General features: G+C 56.7%; 19 protein-coding genes. 12 read left to right on the plus strand and 7 right to left on the minus strand.

The genetic code is table 11. The annotated features are described in order from the left end of the window. Positions 1-82 precede the first annotated feature (82 nt). The 7 genes from N7220_RS20110 to trxB form a co-directional block, all read right to left on the minus strand. Positions 83-1,003, minus strand: coding sequence for a formyltransferase (locus tag N7220_RS20110; RefSeq protein ID WP_283149319.1), 921 nt, complete (start codon positions 1,001-1,003; stop codon positions 83-85). Continuing rightward, positions 1,000-1,944 (minus strand): glycosyltransferase, encoded by a 945-nt coding sequence (locus N7220_RS20115; protein ID WP_283149320.1) that lies wholly within the window; start codon positions 1,942-1,944, stop codon positions 1,000-1,002. The genes N7220_RS20110 and N7220_RS20115 overlap by 4 nt, the downstream gene beginning before the upstream one ends. A 129-nt stretch (positions 1,945-2,073) precedes the next feature. After that, entirely contained in the window at positions 2,074-3,201 is a 1,128-nt protein-coding gene (locus N7220_RS20120) for a DegT/DnrJ/EryC1/StrS family aminotransferase (RefSeq protein ID WP_283149321.1), read from the minus strand. 8 nt (positions 3,202-3,209) lie between these two features. Continuing rightward, positions 3,210-3,581: an SMR family transporter gene (locus N7220_RS20125; protein ID WP_283149322.1), complete on the minus strand. Its 372-nt coding sequence runs from the start codon at positions 3,579-3,581 to the stop codon at positions 3,210-3,212. Beyond that, positions 3,578-5,221 carry a glycosyltransferase family 39 protein gene (locus tag N7220_RS20130; protein ID WP_283149323.1) on the minus strand — a complete coding sequence of 548 codons (1,644 nt, stop codon included), beginning with the start codon at positions 5,219-5,221 and terminating at the stop codon, positions 3,578-3,580. Before N7220_RS20130 ends, N7220_RS20125 begins: the two co-directional genes overlap by 4 nt. A gap of 120 nt (positions 5,222-5,341) precedes the next feature. Further along, complete coding sequence (locus N7220_RS20135) at positions 5,342-6,007, minus strand: Smr/MutS family protein (protein ID WP_283149324.1); 666 nt, start codon at positions 6,005-6,007, stop codon at positions 5,342-5,344. 142 nt (positions 6,008-6,149) lie between these two features. Then, the gene (gene trxB / locus N7220_RS20140; protein WP_283149325.1) at positions 6,150-7,103 is read right to left on the minus strand and encodes a thioredoxin-disulfide reductase; all 954 of its coding nucleotides are present in this window, start codon (positions 7,101-7,103) and stop codon (positions 6,150-6,152) included. Between the two features lie 290 nt (positions 7,104-7,393). Between trxB and N7220_RS20145 the strand changes: the two genes are divergently transcribed. The 12 genes from N7220_RS20145 (at position 7,394) to rseP (ending at position 18,313) form a co-directional block, all read left to right on the plus strand. Continuing rightward, on the plus strand, positions 7,394-8,077 hold the full coding sequence (locus N7220_RS20145) for an ABC transporter permease (RefSeq protein ID WP_283149326.1): 684 nt from the start codon (positions 7,394-7,396) through the stop codon (positions 8,075-8,077). Further along, entirely contained in the window at positions 8,065-8,640 is a 576-nt protein-coding gene (locus N7220_RS20150; RefSeq protein WP_283149327.1) for a hypothetical protein, read from the plus strand. The genes N7220_RS20145 and N7220_RS20150 overlap by 13 nt, the downstream gene beginning before the upstream one ends. A gap of 133 nt (positions 8,641-8,773) precedes the next feature. Then, positions 8,774-9,763: an MlaD family protein gene (locus N7220_RS20155; RefSeq protein ID WP_283149328.1), complete on the plus strand. Its 990-nt coding sequence runs from the start codon at positions 8,774-8,776 to the stop codon at positions 9,761-9,763. Beyond that, entirely contained in the window at positions 9,760-10,569 is an 810-nt protein-coding gene (locus N7220_RS20160; protein WP_283149329.1) for a hypothetical protein, read from the plus strand. Before N7220_RS20155 ends, N7220_RS20160 begins: the two co-directional genes overlap by 4 nt. 204 nt (positions 10,570-10,773) lie before the next feature. Further along, the gene (rpsB, locus tag N7220_RS20165) at positions 10,774-11,493 is read left to right on the plus strand and encodes a 30S ribosomal protein S2 (protein WP_283149330.1); all 720 of its coding nucleotides are present in this window, start codon (positions 10,774-10,776) and stop codon (positions 11,491-11,493) included. An 89-nt stretch (positions 11,494-11,582) separates the two neighbouring features. Further along, positions 11,583-12,458 (plus strand): translation elongation factor Ts, encoded by an 876-nt coding sequence (tsf, locus tag N7220_RS20170; RefSeq protein WP_283149331.1) that lies wholly within the window; start codon positions 11,583-11,585, stop codon positions 12,456-12,458. A gap of 244 nt (positions 12,459-12,702) precedes the next feature. Beyond that, positions 12,703-13,422 (plus strand): UMP kinase, encoded by a 720-nt coding sequence (gene pyrH / locus N7220_RS20175; protein ID WP_283149332.1) that lies wholly within the window; start codon positions 12,703-12,705, stop codon positions 13,420-13,422. 81 nt (positions 13,423-13,503) lie between these two features. Next, positions 13,504-14,061, plus strand: a complete 558-nt coding sequence (frr, locus tag N7220_RS20180; protein WP_390901532.1) for a ribosome recycling factor — start codon at positions 13,504-13,506, stop codon at positions 14,059-14,061. 64 nt (positions 14,062-14,125) lie between these two features. Next, the gene (uppS, locus tag N7220_RS20185) at positions 14,126-14,890 is read left to right on the plus strand and encodes a polyprenyl diphosphate synthase (protein WP_390901591.1); all 765 of its coding nucleotides are present in this window, start codon (positions 14,126-14,128) and stop codon (positions 14,888-14,890) included. A 1-nt stretch (position 14,891) separates the two neighbouring features. Continuing rightward, complete coding sequence (locus tag N7220_RS20190) at positions 14,892-15,698, plus strand: phosphatidate cytidylyltransferase (RefSeq protein WP_283149333.1); 807 nt, start codon at positions 14,892-14,894, stop codon at positions 15,696-15,698. Positions 15,699-15,753: 55 nt separating this feature from the next. After that, a complete protein-coding gene (gene ispC, locus N7220_RS20195; protein ID WP_283149334.1) occupies positions 15,754-16,959 on the plus strand; it encodes a 1-deoxy-D-xylulose-5-phosphate reductoisomerase in 1,206 nt (401 codons plus the stop codon). Positions 16,960-16,963: 4 nt separating this feature from the next. Then, a complete protein-coding gene (gene rseP / locus N7220_RS20200) occupies positions 16,964-18,313 on the plus strand; it encodes an RIP metalloprotease RseP (protein ID WP_283149335.1) in 1,350 nt (449 codons plus the stop codon). Positions 18,314-18,323 lie beyond the last annotated feature (10 nt).

Raw genomic sequence — 18,323 nt, forward strand, 5'->3', positions numbered from 1 at the left:
TGTAACCAATCAATTAAAAATCCAGCCGGGCTGCCAGACCCATTGGGGTCACAATCAATTCAGGCAAACCGGCGGCAACAAATCATGCACTCAGCAGCAGGGTGCGACCGGGAAAGCCGGACACCATCTGGGTGGTAAGCGGCTGGCCGTTCAATTCAGCTTCCAGAATCTGCAAAAAACCGCCTTGGGCCGTGGTGGCGATCAGCTTGTCGTGTTCGGCCATCAACGCGGCACGTGGTGCTTGCCCGGTGGCTTGCAAAATGCGCGTACGCCACAAAATCAGCCGACCCTGTGCGGTGTCGCAAAAAGCACCGGGATAAGGGTGGGTTACAGCTCGGACCAGATTATGAACCTGAGTGATCGACTGGCTCCAGTCGATTCGTCCGTCTTCGGCTTTGCGGCCGCCAAAATACGCTCCCAAGCTTAAGTCTTGCTGAACAAACTGCGCAGTGCCGTTCAACAAACCGGGCAGGGCACGATTCAGACAGATTTCAGCCGCTACAGTCACTTTCTCAAAGACTTCTTCAGCCGTGTCATCGGGCAGGATGGGGATAGCCTGTTGATCCACCAGCGGGCCGTTGTCTGGCTTGACGTTCATGACATGCAATGTCGCACCGGTTTCGGTCTCGCCCTTGATGATCGCCCAGTTTACCGGCACCCGGCCGCGATACTTGGGCAGCAGTGATCCATGCATGTTGAATGCGCCGTACTTCGCGGATTCCAGCAGCGTGGCCTTGAGCATGTTGCGGTAGTAGAACGAGAACAGAAAGTCCGGCTTCAGACCGGCAACACGCTGCTCCACTTCCGGCACATTGGGGTTTTCTGGTGTGATAAACGGAATGTCGTAATCTCGGCAAACCTGCGCCACCGAACCAAACCAGATGTTCTCGTTCGGGTTGTCTTCATGGGTTACTACCAGCGCGACGTCAACGCCTTGCGCCAGCAGCACCTTCAGGCAGCGCACGCCAACGTTGTGGTAGGCAAAAACAACGGCACGACTCATGACTCATCCTTTTGCTGCAAGATCGTGGTAATGAGGTAGCGCGGGCGCTGGCGTACTTCGTGATAAATACGACCAATGTATTCACCCAACAAGCCGATGCCGAACAGCGCAATACCGATCAGGAAGAAGGCAATGGCAAACAGAGTAAACAGACCGCCAACTTCCGGCCCGAAAAAAATACGGCGACCGATCAGCAGCAGCACCAACAGGCCCGACAGCAGCGAGATCACCATGCCCATCATCGAGAACGCCTGCAGTGGCACAATCGAAAAGCCCGTCATCAAGTCAAAGTTCAAGCGGATCAGGCTGTACAGCGAATATTTGGATTCACCCGCATGGCGCTCCTCGTGACCGACAATCACTTCGGTGGGGTTTTGCGAGAACGAATACGCCAGCGCCGGAATAAACGTATGCATTTCGGCGCACTGGTTAATCAACTGAATAATGCGGCGGTCATAGGCGCGCAGCATACAGCCCTGATCGGTCATTTTGATGCTGGTGAGCTTTTCGCGCAGGCCGTTCATCGCACGGCTGGCGATGTGACGCCACCAGGAATCATTGCGTTTACGGCGAATGGAACCCACGTAATCGTGGCCTTTGTCCATTTCAGCCAGCAAAGTGCCAACGTCTTCGGGCGGGTTCTGCAGATCGGCATCCATGGTCACAATGCGCAAACCGCGCGCATGTTCAAAGCCCGCCAGAATGGCCCGATGCTGGCCGAAATTGCCATTCAGCAATACGACGCGAGTGACATCAGGGCGCGTTTCAAACTGTGCGGACAGCACACCGGCCGAGCGGTCGCGGCTGCCGTCATTGACGAACAGCACTTCATAGGTTTTACCCAAGGCATCCATGGCCGGGTAAAGCCGGTCGAACAAGGCTTGCAGTCCAGCCTCTTCGTTGTAAACAGGGATAACAACCGTTACTTCTGGATGGCTCATGGTGATATTTTTTGTCGCTGATGAATGGGAAAAGCCGGGCGCTTGCGTCCGGCCAGATAATTCGATGTTGTTGTTATAACGTGGCGCGTCGGTCATTGGCGAACTCTCGTGCCACGGGCACACATTGGATCAAGCGGCTAGAACAGGCAGCAACACATTGCGCAGTGCGGCGCAGACGCGGCTGACATCTTCGTTCTGCATGGCCGGGAACAGCGGCAGGCTTACTGTGGATTCACCCACCCGTTCGGCGTGAGGATACATGCCTTCCTTGAAGCCACGGGCGCGATACAGGCTAAACAAATGCAAGGCTGGGTAGTGGATACCTACGCCAATGCCTTGATCCTTCATACGGTTGATGAATTCGCCGCGGCTGATGCTCATGCGTGCCAGTGGCAGCAGCGGCTGGAACATATGCCAGTTGCTGTCATCGGACCACACCGGCATGGTCAAGCCCAGAGCAGGGTCGATTTGCTCGAAGTACAGCTTGGCCAGTTCTACCCGGCGCGCGTTAAAGGCATCCAGTCGCTTCAATTGGCCCAGGCCCACTGCCGCCGAGACATCGGTCAGATTGTATTTGCCGCCGGGCAAGTCGCAATCCATGGTGCCGTCTGGAAAGCGCGTCACGCCTTGCAGGCGCCATTTTTCAAACAGGCGCGCTTCTTCAGCATTGTTCATAACCAGCGCACCGCCTTCGGTGGTGGTCATGTTCTTGTTGGGGTGAAACGATACTGAACACAGGTCGCCAAAGCTGCCAACCCGCTTGCCACCCCAAGTTGCACCTTGCGATTGGGCGGCGTCTTCCAGTACGCGCAGATTATGCTTTTTGGCGATGGCGTACAGGCGATCACGATCCACCGGCAAGCCCGCCAGATCCACCGGCAAGATTGCCTTGGTGCGGGGCGTGATGGCGGCTTCGACCAGATCCAGATCAATATTACGTGTGGCCGGGTCGACATCTACCAGCACCGGCGTAGCGCCCGCGTTGATGATGATATTGGTGGTGGCAACCCAGGTCATCGGCGTGGTGATGACTTCATCGCCGGGTCCGATGTTCATCAGATGCAATGCGATTTCCATGGCGCCAGTCGCAGAATTGACCACGCGCACCGGACGCCCGCCAAAGTATTCAGACAACCCGGCTTCCAGTGCTTGCACCTTGGGGCCGCTGGTAATCCAGCCACTGCGCAGCACATTGGCTACATCGGCAATGGTTTCTTCGTCAATGGAAGGGCGGGTAAACGGCAAAAAATCAGTCATCGCAACAATCAACTCCGAGCAATCAGGAAAACGCCAACCATGATGATGCCAATGCCGGCGACGCGTTGTGAACTCAACGCTTCACCAAATAACTGCCAAGCCAGCAGCGCGTTGACAACATAACCAATCGACAGCATCGGGTAGGCCACGCTGACCTCAACCCGCGACAGCGCCAGAATCCACACCACCACGCTGATTACATAGCAACTCAGGCCAGTCAGGATGTACGGATTGGTGCCCAGCTGCCAGCCTATCGGCAAAGCGTTAGAGAGCGAAAACTCAAAGTGACCAATGGTGCGTACGCCGGCTTTAAGGGCCAGTTGCGCCCCGGCATTGAGCAGCACGCCAATCAGAATCAACAGAAATTCAAGGGGTTTCATGGTTTGGCAATCACAATGCGACGCGGGTCGCTGGTTACGACAGTCATGGGCAAGCCGAGCTTTTGCAGCTTGTCATAGGTACCTTTGGCCATCACGGCCATGGGCGCGGCATCGGTTTGCCAGCGGCGCATGAATTCATCCAGATGGATCAGTTTGTCGGGTTCGGAAGTCTGACCCAGTTTGAATTCATCGACGTAATCCACAAATTGCAGAGTTCGTTTCAGATAAAACGGCAGCGTCTGATCGTAATAATCGACCGAATACAGCGTTGTTTGCGGCGTAATGCGTGGCTGCATGGCCTGCACGAGGTAATAGCTGGAATTGGTAGCGGCGAAAGACTCGTGTCCGACCATTGGCAACTGGCAGCCAATCAATCCGCCGATCACGGCGCTGGCAATTGCCGCGCTTTTACAGCCTTTGCTGGCGAAGACCCAGGCAGCAATACCTGCAGCGGTCAGTACCACCCCAGCCGCGGTAAGCCACAAGGAATACGCGTGGTTAATGGCAACGGGCGTGCGGTCGTTACCGTGCATGCCAAAAATCTGCGCGCCGATGATCAACGCGATCCCGGCTATCACCAGCCAGCCCAGATGCCAGCGCAATGCCTTGGCGGAAACCCGGTCCAGCACTTGTGCAGCCAGCATGGCCAACGCCGGAAAAATCGGCAGGATGTAAGAGGGCAGCTTGGAATCAGATTTGGAGAAAAACGCAAAAATGAATACGGCCCAGATCAGTAGAAAACGGTTGGTCTGAAAACGCTGGCTAGTTTCTTTCTGCCAACCTGTTTTCAATGCTTGCGGCAAAAAGCTGGTCCACGGAATCATCCCGGCGATCAGGATCGGGATGAAGTACCACAATGGCCCGACTCGGTTGTGCTCGGTGGTGGTAAAACGCTGGAAATGCTCATGCACAAAGAAGAACCAGAGGAACTCCGAATTGGCGCGAGACACCAGAAAGAACCAGGGCACTGTGATCAACAACATCAACAGCAAACCCTTGACGATATGCAGCTTCAACCACATCCGGGCATCGCGCTGGATGATCGAATACAACACCAGCACGGCGCCGGGCAGCACCAGTCCGATCAAACCCTTGGACAGAATCGCCAGGCCCATGGCGGCCCAACAGGTGAGCATCCAGTTGCGGGTTTCTTTGGCGGTGGCAGAGTCACGCTGGGCGAGTACAAACGCGCCCATGCCTAACGTCATGAAATAGCTGACGCCCATATCCAGCGTCAGAAAGTGCCCATTACCCAGCCACCAGGCGCAGCTGGCCAGCATGGCTGCGGCGTACCAGGCGGTGCGCTCACCCCACAGGCGACGGGAAACATAAAACGTAAACAGGATGCCCAGAAAGCCGGTCAGCCCCGGCCAGATGCGGGCGGCGAATTCGCTCTCGCCCAACACTTCAAAGCTGGCGGCGGTGGCCCAATATTGCAGTGCGGGCTTCTCGAAATACTTGATGCCATTCAGACGCGGCGTAACCCAGTCGCCCGAGACAGTCATCTCGCGGGCGATTTCGGAGTAACGGCCTTCATCCGGATTGATGACTTTGCGGTAACCCAGCGTACCGAACCACAGAACGGCAAGCAGAATCACGAGCAACAGGCGAGCCCAAGGCTTGGAGGTGAATTCAGTCATCTGATCAGCATAGCGTCAAAACGCGGCATTGTACCTGAATGGCAGGCCTCACAGCTTAGGGCAGACTTATGCCTCTGTAACGGTCGTTTGCTGGCAGACAATGAAACAATGGCCGCGAAACTATTTTTCACGCCAGCCTTTCAGTAGTACCAGCACGGCGCCGGACCCACCATCCACCGCGCGTGCCTGACTAAAACCAAGCACTTCATCGCGTTGCGCCAGCCAGTTTTTCAGCTTGAGCTTAAGCACCGGTTCGCGATTGACCGAACCCAGACCCTTGCCGTGAATGATTCGCACGCAGCGTTTGTTAGTGCGACGGCAATGCAAGAGAAACTCCGCCACGGCCAGGCGGGCGCTATCACTGTTCATGCCATGCAGATCAAGTTGCGCCTGCACCACCCACTCGCCGCGCCGCAATTTGCGCAAGGTCTCCATCTTGAGGCCAGGCCGGATAAACAGCAGCTCTTCGCCGCTTTCCAGTTCATCCCATGGCCACAGGTCGGACATGGCGTCCGCCATAACCGCCGCTTCATCCTTCTCGTGCTGCCTGGGCCAGGGGCTGGGCTTGGCACGCGGATACTCAAAACGGGCCGGTCGATAAAGCTTTACCACCCCCTGGGTCGCGGCCAGAAACAATTCGTGATCGGTGGGTTCTGAAGGAATGATCGGCGCCGGTTTGGGCGCAGCCTGAGTTTGCTGAACCAGCGTCTTTTTGATTTGCTTCAGGCGCTGCTTCAGGTCGGCACTCATGATGAATAAATAATTGCGGTTCGATGGCGGCAACATAACATGTGTTGCCGGATTTGTTGAGTTTTGCGGGGGCCGGACCAACCAGCGCAGCGTCTGCGGCGTCAGTTGGGCGCGGCGAGCATAAAAAAACCGCACCCGAAGGTGCGGCTTGTCCACAGAGCGGGTCGGCCGTCCGGGTTTAGCGCAAAGTTTCCAGGTAACGATCCGCATCCAGCGCGGCCTGGCAACCGCTGGCAGCGGAGGTCACTGCCTGACGGTAGATATGATCTTGCACGTCGCCGGCAGCAAATACGCCCGGCACGCTGGTTGCGGTAGCGCCGCCGTCACGACCACCCTTGGTGATCAGGTAACCGGTGCTGTCCATCTCCAGTTGACCCTTGAAGATGTCGGTATTGGGCTTGTGGCCAATGGCAATAAACACGCCAGCGACTTCCATGTTTTTGGTGCTGCCATCAATCGACGATTTCAGACGAGCGCCAGTCACACCGGAAGCATCACCCAGCACTTCATCCAGAGTCTGGTTCACTTCCAGCGAAATCTTGCCTTCAGCAACCTTGGCCATCAGATGATCAACCAGAATCTTCTCGGCACGGAAGGTGTCACGACGGTGAATCAGGGTGACGTGGTTGGCAATGTTGGCCAGGTACAGTGCTTCTTCAACAGCGGTATTGCCGCCGCCGACTACCGCGACCTTCTGGCCGCGATAGAAGAAACCATCACATGTAGCACAAGCAGAGACGCCCTTGCCTGCAAAAGCTTCTTCGCTAGGCAAGCCGATGTACTGCGCCGAAGCACCAGTAGCAATAATCAGTGCGTCGCAGGTGTATTCACCGGCATCGCCGACCAGACGGATTGGTTTCTCGTGCAGATGCGTGGTGTGGATGTGGTCAAACAGGATTTCGGTACCAAAGCGCTCAGCATGCTTTTGAAAGCGCACCATCAATTCCGGGCCTTGCACGCCATCGGCATCAGCAGGCCAGTTGTCTACGTCGGTGGTGGTGGTCAGTTGGCCGCCTTGTGCCAGACCGGTGATTAGCACTGGCTTGAGGTTGGCGCGTGCCGCGTACACGGCAGCGGTGTAACCCGCCGGGCCGGAACCAAGGATAAGCAGACCGGAATGTTTGGTGGACATGAGATATTTTCCTGTGTGAAGACCGCAAACTGGTTGTTAGTTTAATTCATTGAATCCAGTCGATCTAATCGAAAATGACTATTAGCGTGATTTGCAGATTGGGGTTGCCCACGGTTTTGCCAAGATGTGGTCGCGGCCGCCAGTGTCCGGCCTCTATAAGCTGTGATACACGGCAATGGCGGAGTCTGACGCAGTTTTGTTGCAGGCTTTCAATGCAGGTTATAGTGCTGCTTCGCTAATGATATTCAAGGGCATCTGCTCCGGATCGCATGCTGCTACGACGCATATTTTTGCCCCTTTTCAGGCCGCTAGCCGGTTTGCAGCATGCCGCCGTCAGACGGGTGCTGCTTAAACAAATTTACTTTACCGGTAACGAGGCGGCATTTCTGATCTTGCTGATCGGTTTTGCGCTGGGTGGCATTGTGGTGGCGATGCTGCACGGGCAATACGGGCAAAGTCAGGAATCCTCATTGCGCTTGCTGGCCTCGCTGGGTTTTCGCGAGATCAGTCCGTTGCTGGCGGCGATTATCCTGGTGGCGCGTTCGTCTTCGGCCGTGGCGAGTGAACTGGCCACCATGCAAGTACATGGAGAGATTCGCAGTTTGTATCGCATGGGCATTCCGTTGGGCGCTTATTTGATAGTGCCACGCGTATTGGGCATGACCATTGCGTGCATTGGGCTGTCGTTTTATCTGGCCGTTGCTGCCCAGTTGGGTGGGGCAGTCCTCGGGGCCGGGGCCGATGTTACCTATCAGGTGATCGAGTTTGATCGCATGTTGAGTCTGGAGCAGGTGCTGACGTGCCTGGCCAAGGCAGCCTTGTTTGGCGCTGCTGCCAGTTTGCTGGCCTGTTACGTCGGTCTGCGAGTGGGGCCTTATGTTACAGATATCCCCAAAGCGTCATCGCGATCTGTTGTGCGCGGACTAAGCGCCGTATTTGTGCTCGATTTCATGTGGTCGTTATGGATCTCCTGAAGCTGTCTGACGGACTCGCTTTGTCACTGGAGCCGGGCCAGCGTTACTGGCTGGTGACAGGTCAAGAACAGCAATTGCAAACGCGCTTTGACGAATGCGCCAGTGCCTTGCACAAACTCAAGCCAGGATCGGCCGCTGCGCTGGAAAGCAGCGGCGGGCTGCTCAGCAATTTGCGGGTGTGGGAAAACCTGGTGTTGCCAGCCTGGTATCATCAGCAACCGCCTTTGGCAGACCTGGAGCAACGTTTTGTGGCAGCCTTTGCCCGGCTGGGAATTGACGGTGAGCAACTGGAAAAAACCGCCAGCGCTTTGCCAGCAAGTCTTGATCGGGAGCATAAGCGCCAATTGGCGCTGGTGCGAGCCATGGTCCAGCAGCCCGCTTTTTTATTGACGGATCAAGACTGGTACGGCTGGATCGTGCGTTCCGCGCCCGGTGTGTATCGCGAACTGTTTGACGAACTGGCCGACGTAGCGCCGGTTATCGTGCTGGGGGTGGGTTCACCTGACCTGGCGCGTGGGCTGGTTGAAGTCTTGCCGAATGTGGCCAATGAGCCTGCCGGATAACAGTGGGGTGCCTCACGAACATCAGCCACCTGGCGATTGCATGCAAATATGTATATGAAATGTTGTCGGCGAGGCGCCTGAAGAGTGCCACCGTGAAACCTCCATCCAGAACCGCACCTGAAATCGATTGCCTATGCCCATAAAATATCTGAGAGACACCGACGCGCGCTTCCAGTGGCTGGGCTGGCGGGTGGGGGTGTTTATTGCTGCTGGCTTTTTGTGCTTTGTGGCGTTGGTGGTGCTGCTGGCGATTCGGCAGGGCTATTTCACCCCCAAGACCCGTTTGTCTTTTGTGGCCGAGAGCGGCAATAGCATGAGCACTGGCATGCAGGTGCGTCTGTCGGGCTTCAAAATTGGCGTCGTGGACCGGGTGGCGCTGAACGACCAGGCCAAGGTGGACGTGGAGTTGCTGATTGAGAACCGGTATATCAAATGGGTAAAACCGGACTCGGTGGCGCTGCTGCAGCAGGACGGTTTTCTGGGTGACCACTTTATCGAGATCGCCGGGGGTACCGCGACTGCGCTCCCGATCGAGGAGGGCGGCAAGCTGATTTTCGCGCCGGTCATGGGTTTGTCCGAGATTGCTGCGGATTTGCGCCAGAGAACCATCCCGGTGATCGATTCCGTGCATGAGATGCTGGAATTCATGAATGACCCCAAAGGTGACGTGCGCGGCACACTAGCCAATCTGAACCAGTTCAGTGCCGAACTGCGCGAAACACGCAAATCGCTGGATCTGGTGCTGGCTCATCTGGATCAAGTGGCTGCCAAAGACCTCCCCGCTACTTTGAGCGATGCCAGACAGGCCGCGCAACGAGCTGACCAAGTATTGCAGACGGCGGACAGGGCCGCGTCTGATGTTGCGGCGCGCTTGCCGGGTATTCTCGAACATGCCAACACCACCGCCAGCGAGGCTGCAGCGCTGGCAACCACCGCGCACCAAATGGTCGACAAAGTTGCGCCACAGGTGCCGGGCCTGGTGCGTGACACCGGTGATTTGGTGCAAACCGGCAATGATTTGACCGAAGGCGCCGCACGCAGCTGGCCGTTCAATCGCTGGATCGATGCGGCGCAGGCTTCGGCGCCCATTCCCGATAGCCGCCAGGGCGGGGGTGCGCAATGAAGATTCGCTTTCATTGGTATGTGGCTTTGTTACTGGCATTGCTGGTTGCCGGTTGCGGCTCCAGTCCCGTCGCCTCTGCGCCGATTGCGCTGGCGCAAGCGCGGGCCGAGGTGGTTGCCGCCAATCGAGGAATGCAGCGCCACGAATGGGATAGCGCCATCGCCCACTGGCAGTTGGCCTTGCGTTTATATTCATCGGTGGATAACTGGGGCGGGCAGGGCGAAGCACGGCTTGGATTGGCCAATGCCTACGCCATGCACGGGCAGCGCAATCTGGCACGCAATACGCTGACAGGCATGCTTGATCAAACCTTGTTTAGTCAGGCGCAGCGTACGCAAGCGGCCTATCAACTGGCACTGCTCGCACTGCCCGATACCGGCGCGGCCGTGTCATATCTAAAGCAGTCGCAAACGCTTTGCGCCGGGCAATGTGCCTTGGTGGCGCAATTGACCAACCTGGAGGCACGCATCCAGCTAACCCAGGGGAATGCGGCAGTGGCACTGGCTCTGGCGCAGACTGTGCTCGCGCATCCGGAAGGTATTCCCGAGTCAGAGCAAGCGCATGCCTGGCGACTGGTGGCGGAGTCGAAACTCCAGCTCGCCGATAGCGCTGGTGGCTGGCTGGCTTTGCAGCAGGCCTTGACCATTGATCGCAAAATAGCGGTGTCCGAATATCTGGCCGACGATCTGCTTCTGCAAAAGCGGCTAGGCAAAGCCATGCCAGACAAGGCCGTTGAGGACGATGCGCAGATGCGCCTGCAAAGCTTGTGCGCTGCTGTACCAGCGCAGGCTTGCACTGCGTTTTGATCCGGGCGTAAAGCCGCTGCTATTTTTGCGCTGAGTGTGGCTTGAGTTGCCTGTCACAATTGGGCTATAATCTTGCGTTCCGCGCTTTGCGGAAATCTTCCCGGTCCGCCATTAAGGGTGCGCCACTGCGATTTGAAAGATATTTCGATCTGGTGAGCGTGCAGCGCGGACGGTAGGCCATAACCCTTATCGGAGTTTTATTTTATGTCTATCAGCATGCGTCAAATGCTCGAAGCCGGCGTCCACTTCGGCCACCAAACACGTTACTGGCACCCAAAGATGGGCCAATACATTTTTGGTGCACGCAACAAGATTCACATTATCAACCTGGAAAAGACCCTGCCGCTGTTTGAAGATGCGCTGAAGTACGTGCGTCGCCTGTCGGCTAACAAGGGCACTGTCCTGTTTGTTGGTACCAAGCGCCAAGCCCGCGAAATCCTGGCTGAAGAAGCACAACGCGCCGGTATGCCGTTTGTCGATCACCGCTGGCTGGGCGGTATGCTGACGAACTTCAAGACCGTCAAGCAGTCCATCAAACGCCTGGAAGAAATGACTGCCATCCTGGCCGACGAAAACAGTGGCTACGGCAAGAAAGAAATCCTGACCATCAAGCGCGAAGTTGAAAAGCTCGAGCGCTCGCTGGGCGGCATCAAGGATATGAAGGGTCTGCCAGACGCGCTGTTCGTTATCGATACCGGCTATCAAAAGGGTGCGATCGTTGAAGCCCAGAAACTGGGTATCCCTGTTATCGGTATCGTTGATACCAACAACAACCCGGAAGGCATCGACTACATCGTTCCAGGTAACGATGACTCCTCCCGCGCTATCCGTCTGTACGCTCGTGGCGTAGCTGACGCAGTGCTGGAAGGTCGTAACCAGGCCGTGCAAGAAGTTGTGGAAGCGGCTGCTGAAGCGCAAGCGTAATTCAGCCCAGCTAGAATCTGCATGAAAAAGGGGCCTGGCGCCCCTTTTTCGCAAGTATCCAAACACAATCGAGATTCAGGAGAATCACTATGGCGGAAATCACCGCAAAACTGGTTGGCGAACTGCGCGAACTGACTGGCATGGGCATGATGGAATGCAAGAAGGCGCTGGTTGAGGCTGCTGGCGACATCAAGGCTGCTGAAGAAGCGCTGCGCATCAAGTCCGGCAACAAGGCTTCCAAGCTGGCTGGTCGTACCGCCGCTGAAGGTACCGTTGCTGTGTTTATCTCCGGCGACAAGAAGCACGGCGCGCTGCTCGAAGTGAACTGTGAAACTGACTTCGTGGGCAAAGATGCCAACTTCCTGGCATTTGCTGCCGTGGCTGTGAAGGCAGTTGCTGAATCGAACGTGACCGATATCGAAGCGCTGGCTTCGGTTGTGGTGGATGGCCAGACTGTTGAAGAACATCGCAAGGCTGTGATCTCCAAGCTGGCAGAAAACATCACCCTGCGTCGTTCGGTGCGTTACGAAACTACCGGCGAACTGGCTGCTTACCTGCACGGCTCCAAGATTGGTGTTCTATTGGCACTGCAAGGTGGCGACGAACAACTGGGTAAAGACATCGCCATGCATATCGCTGCAAGCAAGCCGATTTGCGTGTCGAAAGACCAGGTTTCCGCAGAGCTGCTGGAATCCGAACGCAAGATTTTCTCCGCACAAGCGGCTGAATCGGGCAAGCCTGCCGACATCGTCGAGAAGATGGTTGACGGCCGTATCAACAAGTACCTGGCTGAAGTCACCCTGCTGGGTCAGCCTTTCGTGAAGAACCCTGACCAGACCGTTGAAAAACTGCTGGCCGAGAAGGGTGCCAAAGTTGATGCGTTCACCATGTTCGTGGTGGGCGAGGGCATTGAGAAGAAGGTTGTTGATTACGCTGCAGAAGTTGCAGCTGCTGCGAAGGTCTGATTTTCGACCGCTCCTTGATTGTCATGTGCTATAAATTTTGCACATGCAATCAACGGGCAATCGCGATGCAATTGACTATCCTTCAGGATAAGCATCACGCAACAACGCCGCGCGGCGACGCGCGGCGTTTGTTCGCCCGGTGTGTGCTTCGCCATGTTCGAACAACATCGCAAAGTGCATACTCCGGCTGGTCACGAGCCAGCCCATCCCACTCCTCCCAGCTCGATCAATAAAAGGAACCCGAATGAGCCCCGAACCCAAATACAAACGCATCCTGGTGAAACTGTCCGGTGAAGCCCTGATGGGTGAGGATAGCTACGGTATCAATCGCATCACCATCGAGCGCATCGTCAATGAAATCAAGGCGGTGGTTGATCTGGGCGTCCAGGTGGCGATCGTGATCGGCGGCGGCAACATCTTTCGCGGCGTGGCACCGGCAGCAGCAGGCATGGATCGCGCCACTGCGGACTACATGGGGATGCTGGCAACAGTCATGAATGCCCTGGCTCTGCAAGACGCCATGCGCCACGCAGGCATCGTCAGTCGCGTGCAATCGGCGCTGACCATCCAGCAAGTCGCCGAACCCTACATTCGCGGTAAAGCCATTCGCTATCTGGAAGAAAACAAAGTGGTAATTTTTGGTGCCGGTACCGGTAACCCATTCTTTACTACAGACACCGCCGCCGCATTGCGCGGCATGGAAGTGGGTGCCGATATCGTACTCAAGGCCACCAAGGTGGATGGCGTGTATACCGATGATCCTAAAAAGAATCCGGATGCAGTGCGCTACCAGTCCGTGACCTTTGATGAGGCGATCGGCCGCAATCTGAAGGTGATGGACGCCACTGCTTTTGCCCTCTGTCGTGACCAGAAAATGAATATCAACGTCTTCAGTATCTTCAAGGCTGGCGCTCTCAAGCGCGTGGTACTTGGGGAAGACGAAGGTACGCTGGTACACTGCTAAGTTATTCCGGGCCAGGCCCATCGCTATTTTGCCGGCTGCGGTTCTTACGCGGCCGGCTTTTGATTTAACGAGGTTGCAATCATGATCGCCGAGCTAAAAAAAGAAACTGAAACCAGAATGAACAAGACTCTGGAAACGTTGAAAACAGATCTGATGAAAGTGCGTACCGGTCGTGCGCATACCGGTCTGCTGGACCATATCCAGGTTGATTACTACGGCTCGCCAGTACCGGTGAACCAGGTTGCCAACGTTTCTTTGGCGGATGCCCGTACCATCTCCGTTCAGCCTTACGAAAAGACCATGATTTCCAAGGTGGAAAAGGCGATTCGTGATTCCGACCTGGGTCTGAATCCAGCCACCAATGGCGACCAGATTCGCGTGCCGATGCCCATGCTGACTGAAGAGCGTCGCCGCGATCTGATTAAAGTGGTGCGTACCGAGGCCGAAGGCGCCCGCGTATCGACCCGCAACATTCGTCGCGATGCCAATAACGACCTCAAGAACCTGCTGAAAGACAAAGAAATTTCAGAAGATGAAGAGCGCCGTGGTCAGGATGAAGTACAGAAATTGACAGACAAGTTCATTGCCGAAATCGACAAGGCATTGGCAGAAAAAGAAAAAGAATTGCTGACTGTTTAAGTTTTAAACGCAGTCAGACAGTGGCGTGGGTCGTAAGTAGTAACTGCAGGAGTGACGGGTGAGTATTTTTCGTAGTTCCACGCTGGATACGCCGGATCAAGCATCCGGCACTCCCTGCCACGTTGCAATCATCATGGACGGCAACGGGCGCTGGGCCAAACAGCGGCTGATGCCTCGCGTGTTTGGTCACAAAAAGGGCGTTGAAGCCCTGCGACAAGCCGTTAAAGCGTGCGACACGCTGGGCGTGAAATATCTGACGGTATTTGCCTTTAGCAGTGAAAACTGGCGTCGACCCGCTGACGAAGTCTCTTTTCTAATGGGGCTGTTCCTGCGAGTGCTGCAGTCTGAAGTCGACCGCATGCATGAGAATGACATTCGTCTCAAGATCATTGGCGATCGCAGCCATTTCGCACCGGAGCTGGTGCAGTGGATTGAATCGGCCGAGTCACGTACTGCAAACAATACTGGCGTAACACTGTCCATTGCTGCTGATTATGGCGGCCGCTGGGATGTCATCCAGGCCACTCAGGCCATGCTTAAGGCTCGCCCCGAGCTGGCCACCAACGGTTTTGACGAAGCCGACCTGGCGCCGCATTTAGCCATGGCTTACGCACCCGAGCCGGATCTCTTCATCCGTACTGGTGGCGAGCGGCGCATCAGCAACTTCTTGCTGTGGCAACTGGCCTACGCCGAGCTTTATTTCACCGACATGCTTTGGCCCGACTTCGACCACGACGCGCTGGCCGCTGCGGTCACTTGGTTCCAGGGGCGTGAACGTCGCTTTGGTCGCATCAGCGAACAATTACATCCACAAAGCGCGGCTTCCTGAAATGCTGATCACTCGTGTTCTGACTGCTCTGGTATTGATACCGCTGGTCCTTGCTGCGCTGTTTTTATTGCCGCATTCGGGCTGGGTCCTGTTTGCCGCTGGCGTGACCGCGCTAGGTGCGTGGGAGTGGGGCGGTCTGTGCCGGTTTAATCGACTTGGGCGGATTGCGCTCGGATTGGTGGTGGGCGTTCTGGTCGTGCTACTGTCGCCCGCGCAGTTTTTTGTATTTCGCCAGCCCTGGGTGTGGCCTGTGCTGGCCGCATCGTCCCTGTTTTGGGTGATCATCGCTCCGTTGTGGCTGCGTTATCGCTGGACACTACAGAACACCGCGCTGAAAGGTAGTCTGCCTGGCATCCTCTTGCTCGTGGCTGCGGGCATTGCACTTGTGGCGTTACGGGCGCAGGCTGGAGCGTCGGGCTTGCTGGCGGTGATGGTGGTGGCGTGGGTTGCTGATACTGCCGCGTATTTTTCCGGCAAAGCTTTTGGCAAGCACAAATTGGCTCCCGCAATCAGCCCAGGCAAAACCTGGGAGGGGGCGGTCGGCGCGATGATCGCTGTGGGTATCTACGTACTGGTTATGGCGCATTTCTCCGGCATCGTCTGGTGGAAAATGCTGCTGACGGGCTGGTGCCTCACCGTAGTGTCAATCGTTGGTGATCTGATGGAGTCCCTGTTCAAGCGCCAGGCCGGAATCAAAGATAGCAGCCAGTTGCTGCCAGGTCATGGCGGCGTGCTGGATCGGGTGGATAGTCTGATCGCCCTGCTGCCAGTTGCTGCGCTGATCTGGGTGTGGCTGATTCAAGCGTAATCCGTGTTTTGGTGGCATCGCATTTGTTTTAACGTCGTAACTACGGGCAGCATCCATGACCGCAATCCGAACGCTTACCGTGCTGGGCTCTACCGGCAGCATTGGTGTTAGCACACTCGATGTCGTTGCCCGACATCCTGATCTTTATCGTGTCTTTGCCCTGACCGGGGCTACCCAGCTGGAGCGTCTCGCCCAGCAGTGCCAGCAATTTTCCCCGCGTTACGCGGTGGTGCTGGATGACGCTGCTGCCACAGCGCTGAGCGCCTTGTTGCGAGCCCATGGCAGTGAAACCCAAGTGCTATGCGGGGAACAGGCGCTCGAGCAAGTCTCCACCGCGCCGGAAGTTTGTACCGTAATGGCCGCCATCGTTGGTGCCGCCGGCATGCGACCGACACTCGCCGCCGCCCGTGCGGGCAAACGCGTGTTGTTGGCCAACAAAGAAACGCTGGTACTGGCTGGCAAACTGTTTATGGATGCGGTCACTGCCAGTGGCGCTGAGTTGCTGCCCATCGACAGTGAACATAACGCGATTTTTCAGGTTCTACCTCGCGCGCACCGCGAACACCCATATCGTGGGTCGCTGGCCGAAGCGGGCGTCAAACGCATTCTGTTGACTGCTTCAGGCGGGCCATTCCGCACCCGTGCACCAGAAACACTGATCAATGTCACGCCGGAAGAAGCAGTCAAGCATCCTAACTGGTCGATGGGCCGCAAGATTTCGGTTGATTCGGCCACCATGATGAACAAAGGCCTTGAGGTGATCGAGGCGCATTGGTTGTTCAATGCTGCGGCCGATGAAATTACCGTGGTCGTGCATCCGCAAAGCATCGTGCATTCGATGGTGGAATACGCTGACGGCTCAGTGCTGGCACAAATGGGTGCGCCGGACATGCGCACGCCCATTGCGTATGGCATGGCATATCCACAGCGAGTTGCCTCGGGCGTGAAGTCGCTGGATCTTTTCAGTGTGGGACGGCTGGATTTCGAAGCCCCCGATCTCGTGCGGACCCCGTGCCTGCGTCTGGCGTTTGATGCGTTACGTGCCGGTGGCGCTGCCACCGCCGTGCTCAATGCCGCCAATGAGATCGCCGTTGCGGCATTTCTTGATCGGCAGTTGGGCTATATGGGCATTCCGGCCTTGATCGAGGATGTCCTGGCAAGCTGCGTAGGCGATTGCCGTGCTGATTCGCTCGAAGCCCTGCAACAAGCAGACGCCGTGGCTCGCTTGACTGCGCAACGCTGGCTGGCCGAGCACAACTGAAGTCATGAACGGACTGATCTCGCTGCTGGCATTCATTGTTACTCTCGGCATTCTGGTGACCGTGCATGAGTACGGTCATTACTGGGTGGCGCGCCGTTGCGGCATCAAGGTGTTGACCTTTTCCATCGGTTTCGGCAAGAAGCTGCTGTCCTGGCAACGCGGCGACACCACCTGGCAACTGGCAGCCATCCCGTTGGGCGGCTATGTGCGCATGCTAGACGAGCGCGAAGCGCCGGTGGACGATGCTGATCTGTCGCGATCATTCAATCAGCAGCACCCCCTCAAAAAAATGGCCGTCGCCGTCGCCGGGCCTGCTGCCAATTTGATTCTGGCGCTGCTGTTCTACTGGATATTGTTCCTCAGCGGTGTAAGTACCCTCAAGCCGGTCGTTGCCGACGTGGTGAGCGGTTCTCCGGCGCAACTGGCGGGCATTCGTGCGGGTGATCGCATTGACTCGGTGGCTGGTGAGCCGGTGGTGTCATGGGATGATTTGCTCGGACAAATGATTGACGCCTCCAGCTCTGGCGTACCGTTTGATATGGTTTTACGCGGTGCCAGCGGCGATGCAACCGTGCGGGTCGATCCGGTCAAGGCCGGCATCAGCAATGTGGATGCTGATTTGCTCGACCGCTTTGGTATTTCTCCGTTGCCGATCATTCCAGTGGTTTCGCAAGTCGAGCCGGGCAGCGCTGCAGCGCAAGCTGGCATTCGCGCTGGAGACAAACTGTCCCTCATCAATGGCAAGCCTCTGGATAGCTGGACCACCCTGCAGCAAACCCTGATAAAGCATCCCGATCAACCACTGCAGCTTACGGTGATCCGGGCAGGCGCTCCTTTGGTGATGACCCTCACACCGCATGTACTCGAGTTAAAGGGCAAGCGCATCGGCCGGGTGGGTTTGGCGCCAACGCTAGACCCGCAACGCTGGGATGCCCAGCAAATGCAGTTGCGCTACGGCCCGCTGGATGCGATGGCGGCATCCTGGAGCAAGGCTTGGGGTACCGTTGGCTTTACCTTGCGCATGTTTGGTCGCATGTTGACCGGGCAAGTCTCAACCAGCCAGATTGGCGGCCCGGTGACGCTCGCTACCGTTGCCGGACGCAGTGCACAAATGGGGCTTGAGCCGTTCATCAGCACGCTCGCATTGATCAGCCTTAGCCTTGCCGTGCTTAACCTGCTACCCGTGCCGCTGCTGGACGGAGGGCATTTGATGTATCATACCGCCGAACTGGTGACCGGACGTCCGGTCCCGGAGCGTGTACAAGCGTTCGGCATGCGGTTAGGCCTTGCGTTTCTTGCCGGGTTAATGGCGCTCGCGCTATATAACGATTTCTTCCGACTCATATCTGGCTGAATCCCGCCAG

This window comes from Silvimonas soli, assembly GCF_030035605.1.
Lineage (GTDB): Bacteria > Pseudomonadota > Gammaproteobacteria > Burkholderiales > Chitinibacteraceae > Silvimonas > Silvimonas soli.

Coding starts and splice junctions, on each gene's coding strand:
- tsf (WP_283149331.1), top strand. CDS start 11,583: ATGGCGGAAATCACCGCAAAACTGGTTGGCGAACTGCGCGAACTGACT.
- N7220_RS20130 (WP_283149323.1), bottom strand. CDS start 5,221: ATGACTGAATTCACCTCCAAGCCTTGGGCTCGCCTGTTGCTCGTGATT.
- N7220_RS20110 (WP_283149319.1), bottom strand. CDS start 1,003: ATGAGTCGTGCCGTTGTTTTTGCCTACCACAACGTTGGCGTGCGCTGC.
- rpsB (WP_283149330.1), top strand. CDS start 10,774: ATGTCTATCAGCATGCGTCAAATGCTCGAAGCCGGCGTCCACTTCGGC.
- N7220_RS20150 (WP_283149327.1), top strand. CDS start 8,065: ATGGATCTCCTGAAGCTGTCTGACGGACTCGCTTTGTCACTGGAGCCG.
- ispC (WP_283149334.1), top strand. CDS start 15,754: ATGACCGCAATCCGAACGCTTACCGTGCTGGGCTCTACCGGCAGCATT.
- N7220_RS20120 (WP_283149321.1), bottom strand. CDS start 3,201: ATGACTGATTTTTTGCCGTTTACCCGCCCTTCCATTGACGAAGAAACC.
- N7220_RS20160 (WP_283149329.1), top strand. CDS start 9,760: ATGAAGATTCGCTTTCATTGGTATGTGGCTTTGTTACTGGCATTGCTG.
- trxB (WP_283149325.1), bottom strand. CDS start 7,103: ATGTCCACCAAACATTCCGGTCTGCTTATCCTTGGTTCCGGCCCGGCG.
- N7220_RS20155 (WP_283149328.1), top strand. CDS start 8,774: ATGCCCATAAAATATCTGAGAGACACCGACGCGCGCTTCCAGTGGCTG.
- pyrH (WP_283149332.1), top strand. CDS start 12,703: ATGAGCCCCGAACCCAAATACAAACGCATCCTGGTGAAACTGTCCGGT.
- N7220_RS20125 (WP_283149322.1), bottom strand. CDS start 3,581: ATGAAACCCCTTGAATTTCTGTTGATTCTGATTGGCGTGCTGCTCAAT.
- frr (WP_390901532.1), top strand. CDS start 13,504: ATGATCGCCGAGCTAAAAAAAGAAACTGAAACCAGAATGAACAAGACT.
- N7220_RS20190 (WP_283149333.1), top strand. CDS start 14,892: ATGCTGATCACTCGTGTTCTGACTGCTCTGGTATTGATACCGCTGGTC.
- rseP (WP_283149335.1), top strand. CDS start 16,964: ATGAACGGACTGATCTCGCTGCTGGCATTCATTGTTACTCTCGGCATT.
- N7220_RS20135 (WP_283149324.1), bottom strand. CDS start 6,007: ATGTTGCCGCCATCGAACCGCAATTATTTATTCATCATGAGTGCCGAC.
- N7220_RS20115 (WP_283149320.1), bottom strand. CDS start 1,944: ATGAGCCATCCAGAAGTAACGGTTGTTATCCCTGTTTACAACGAAGAG.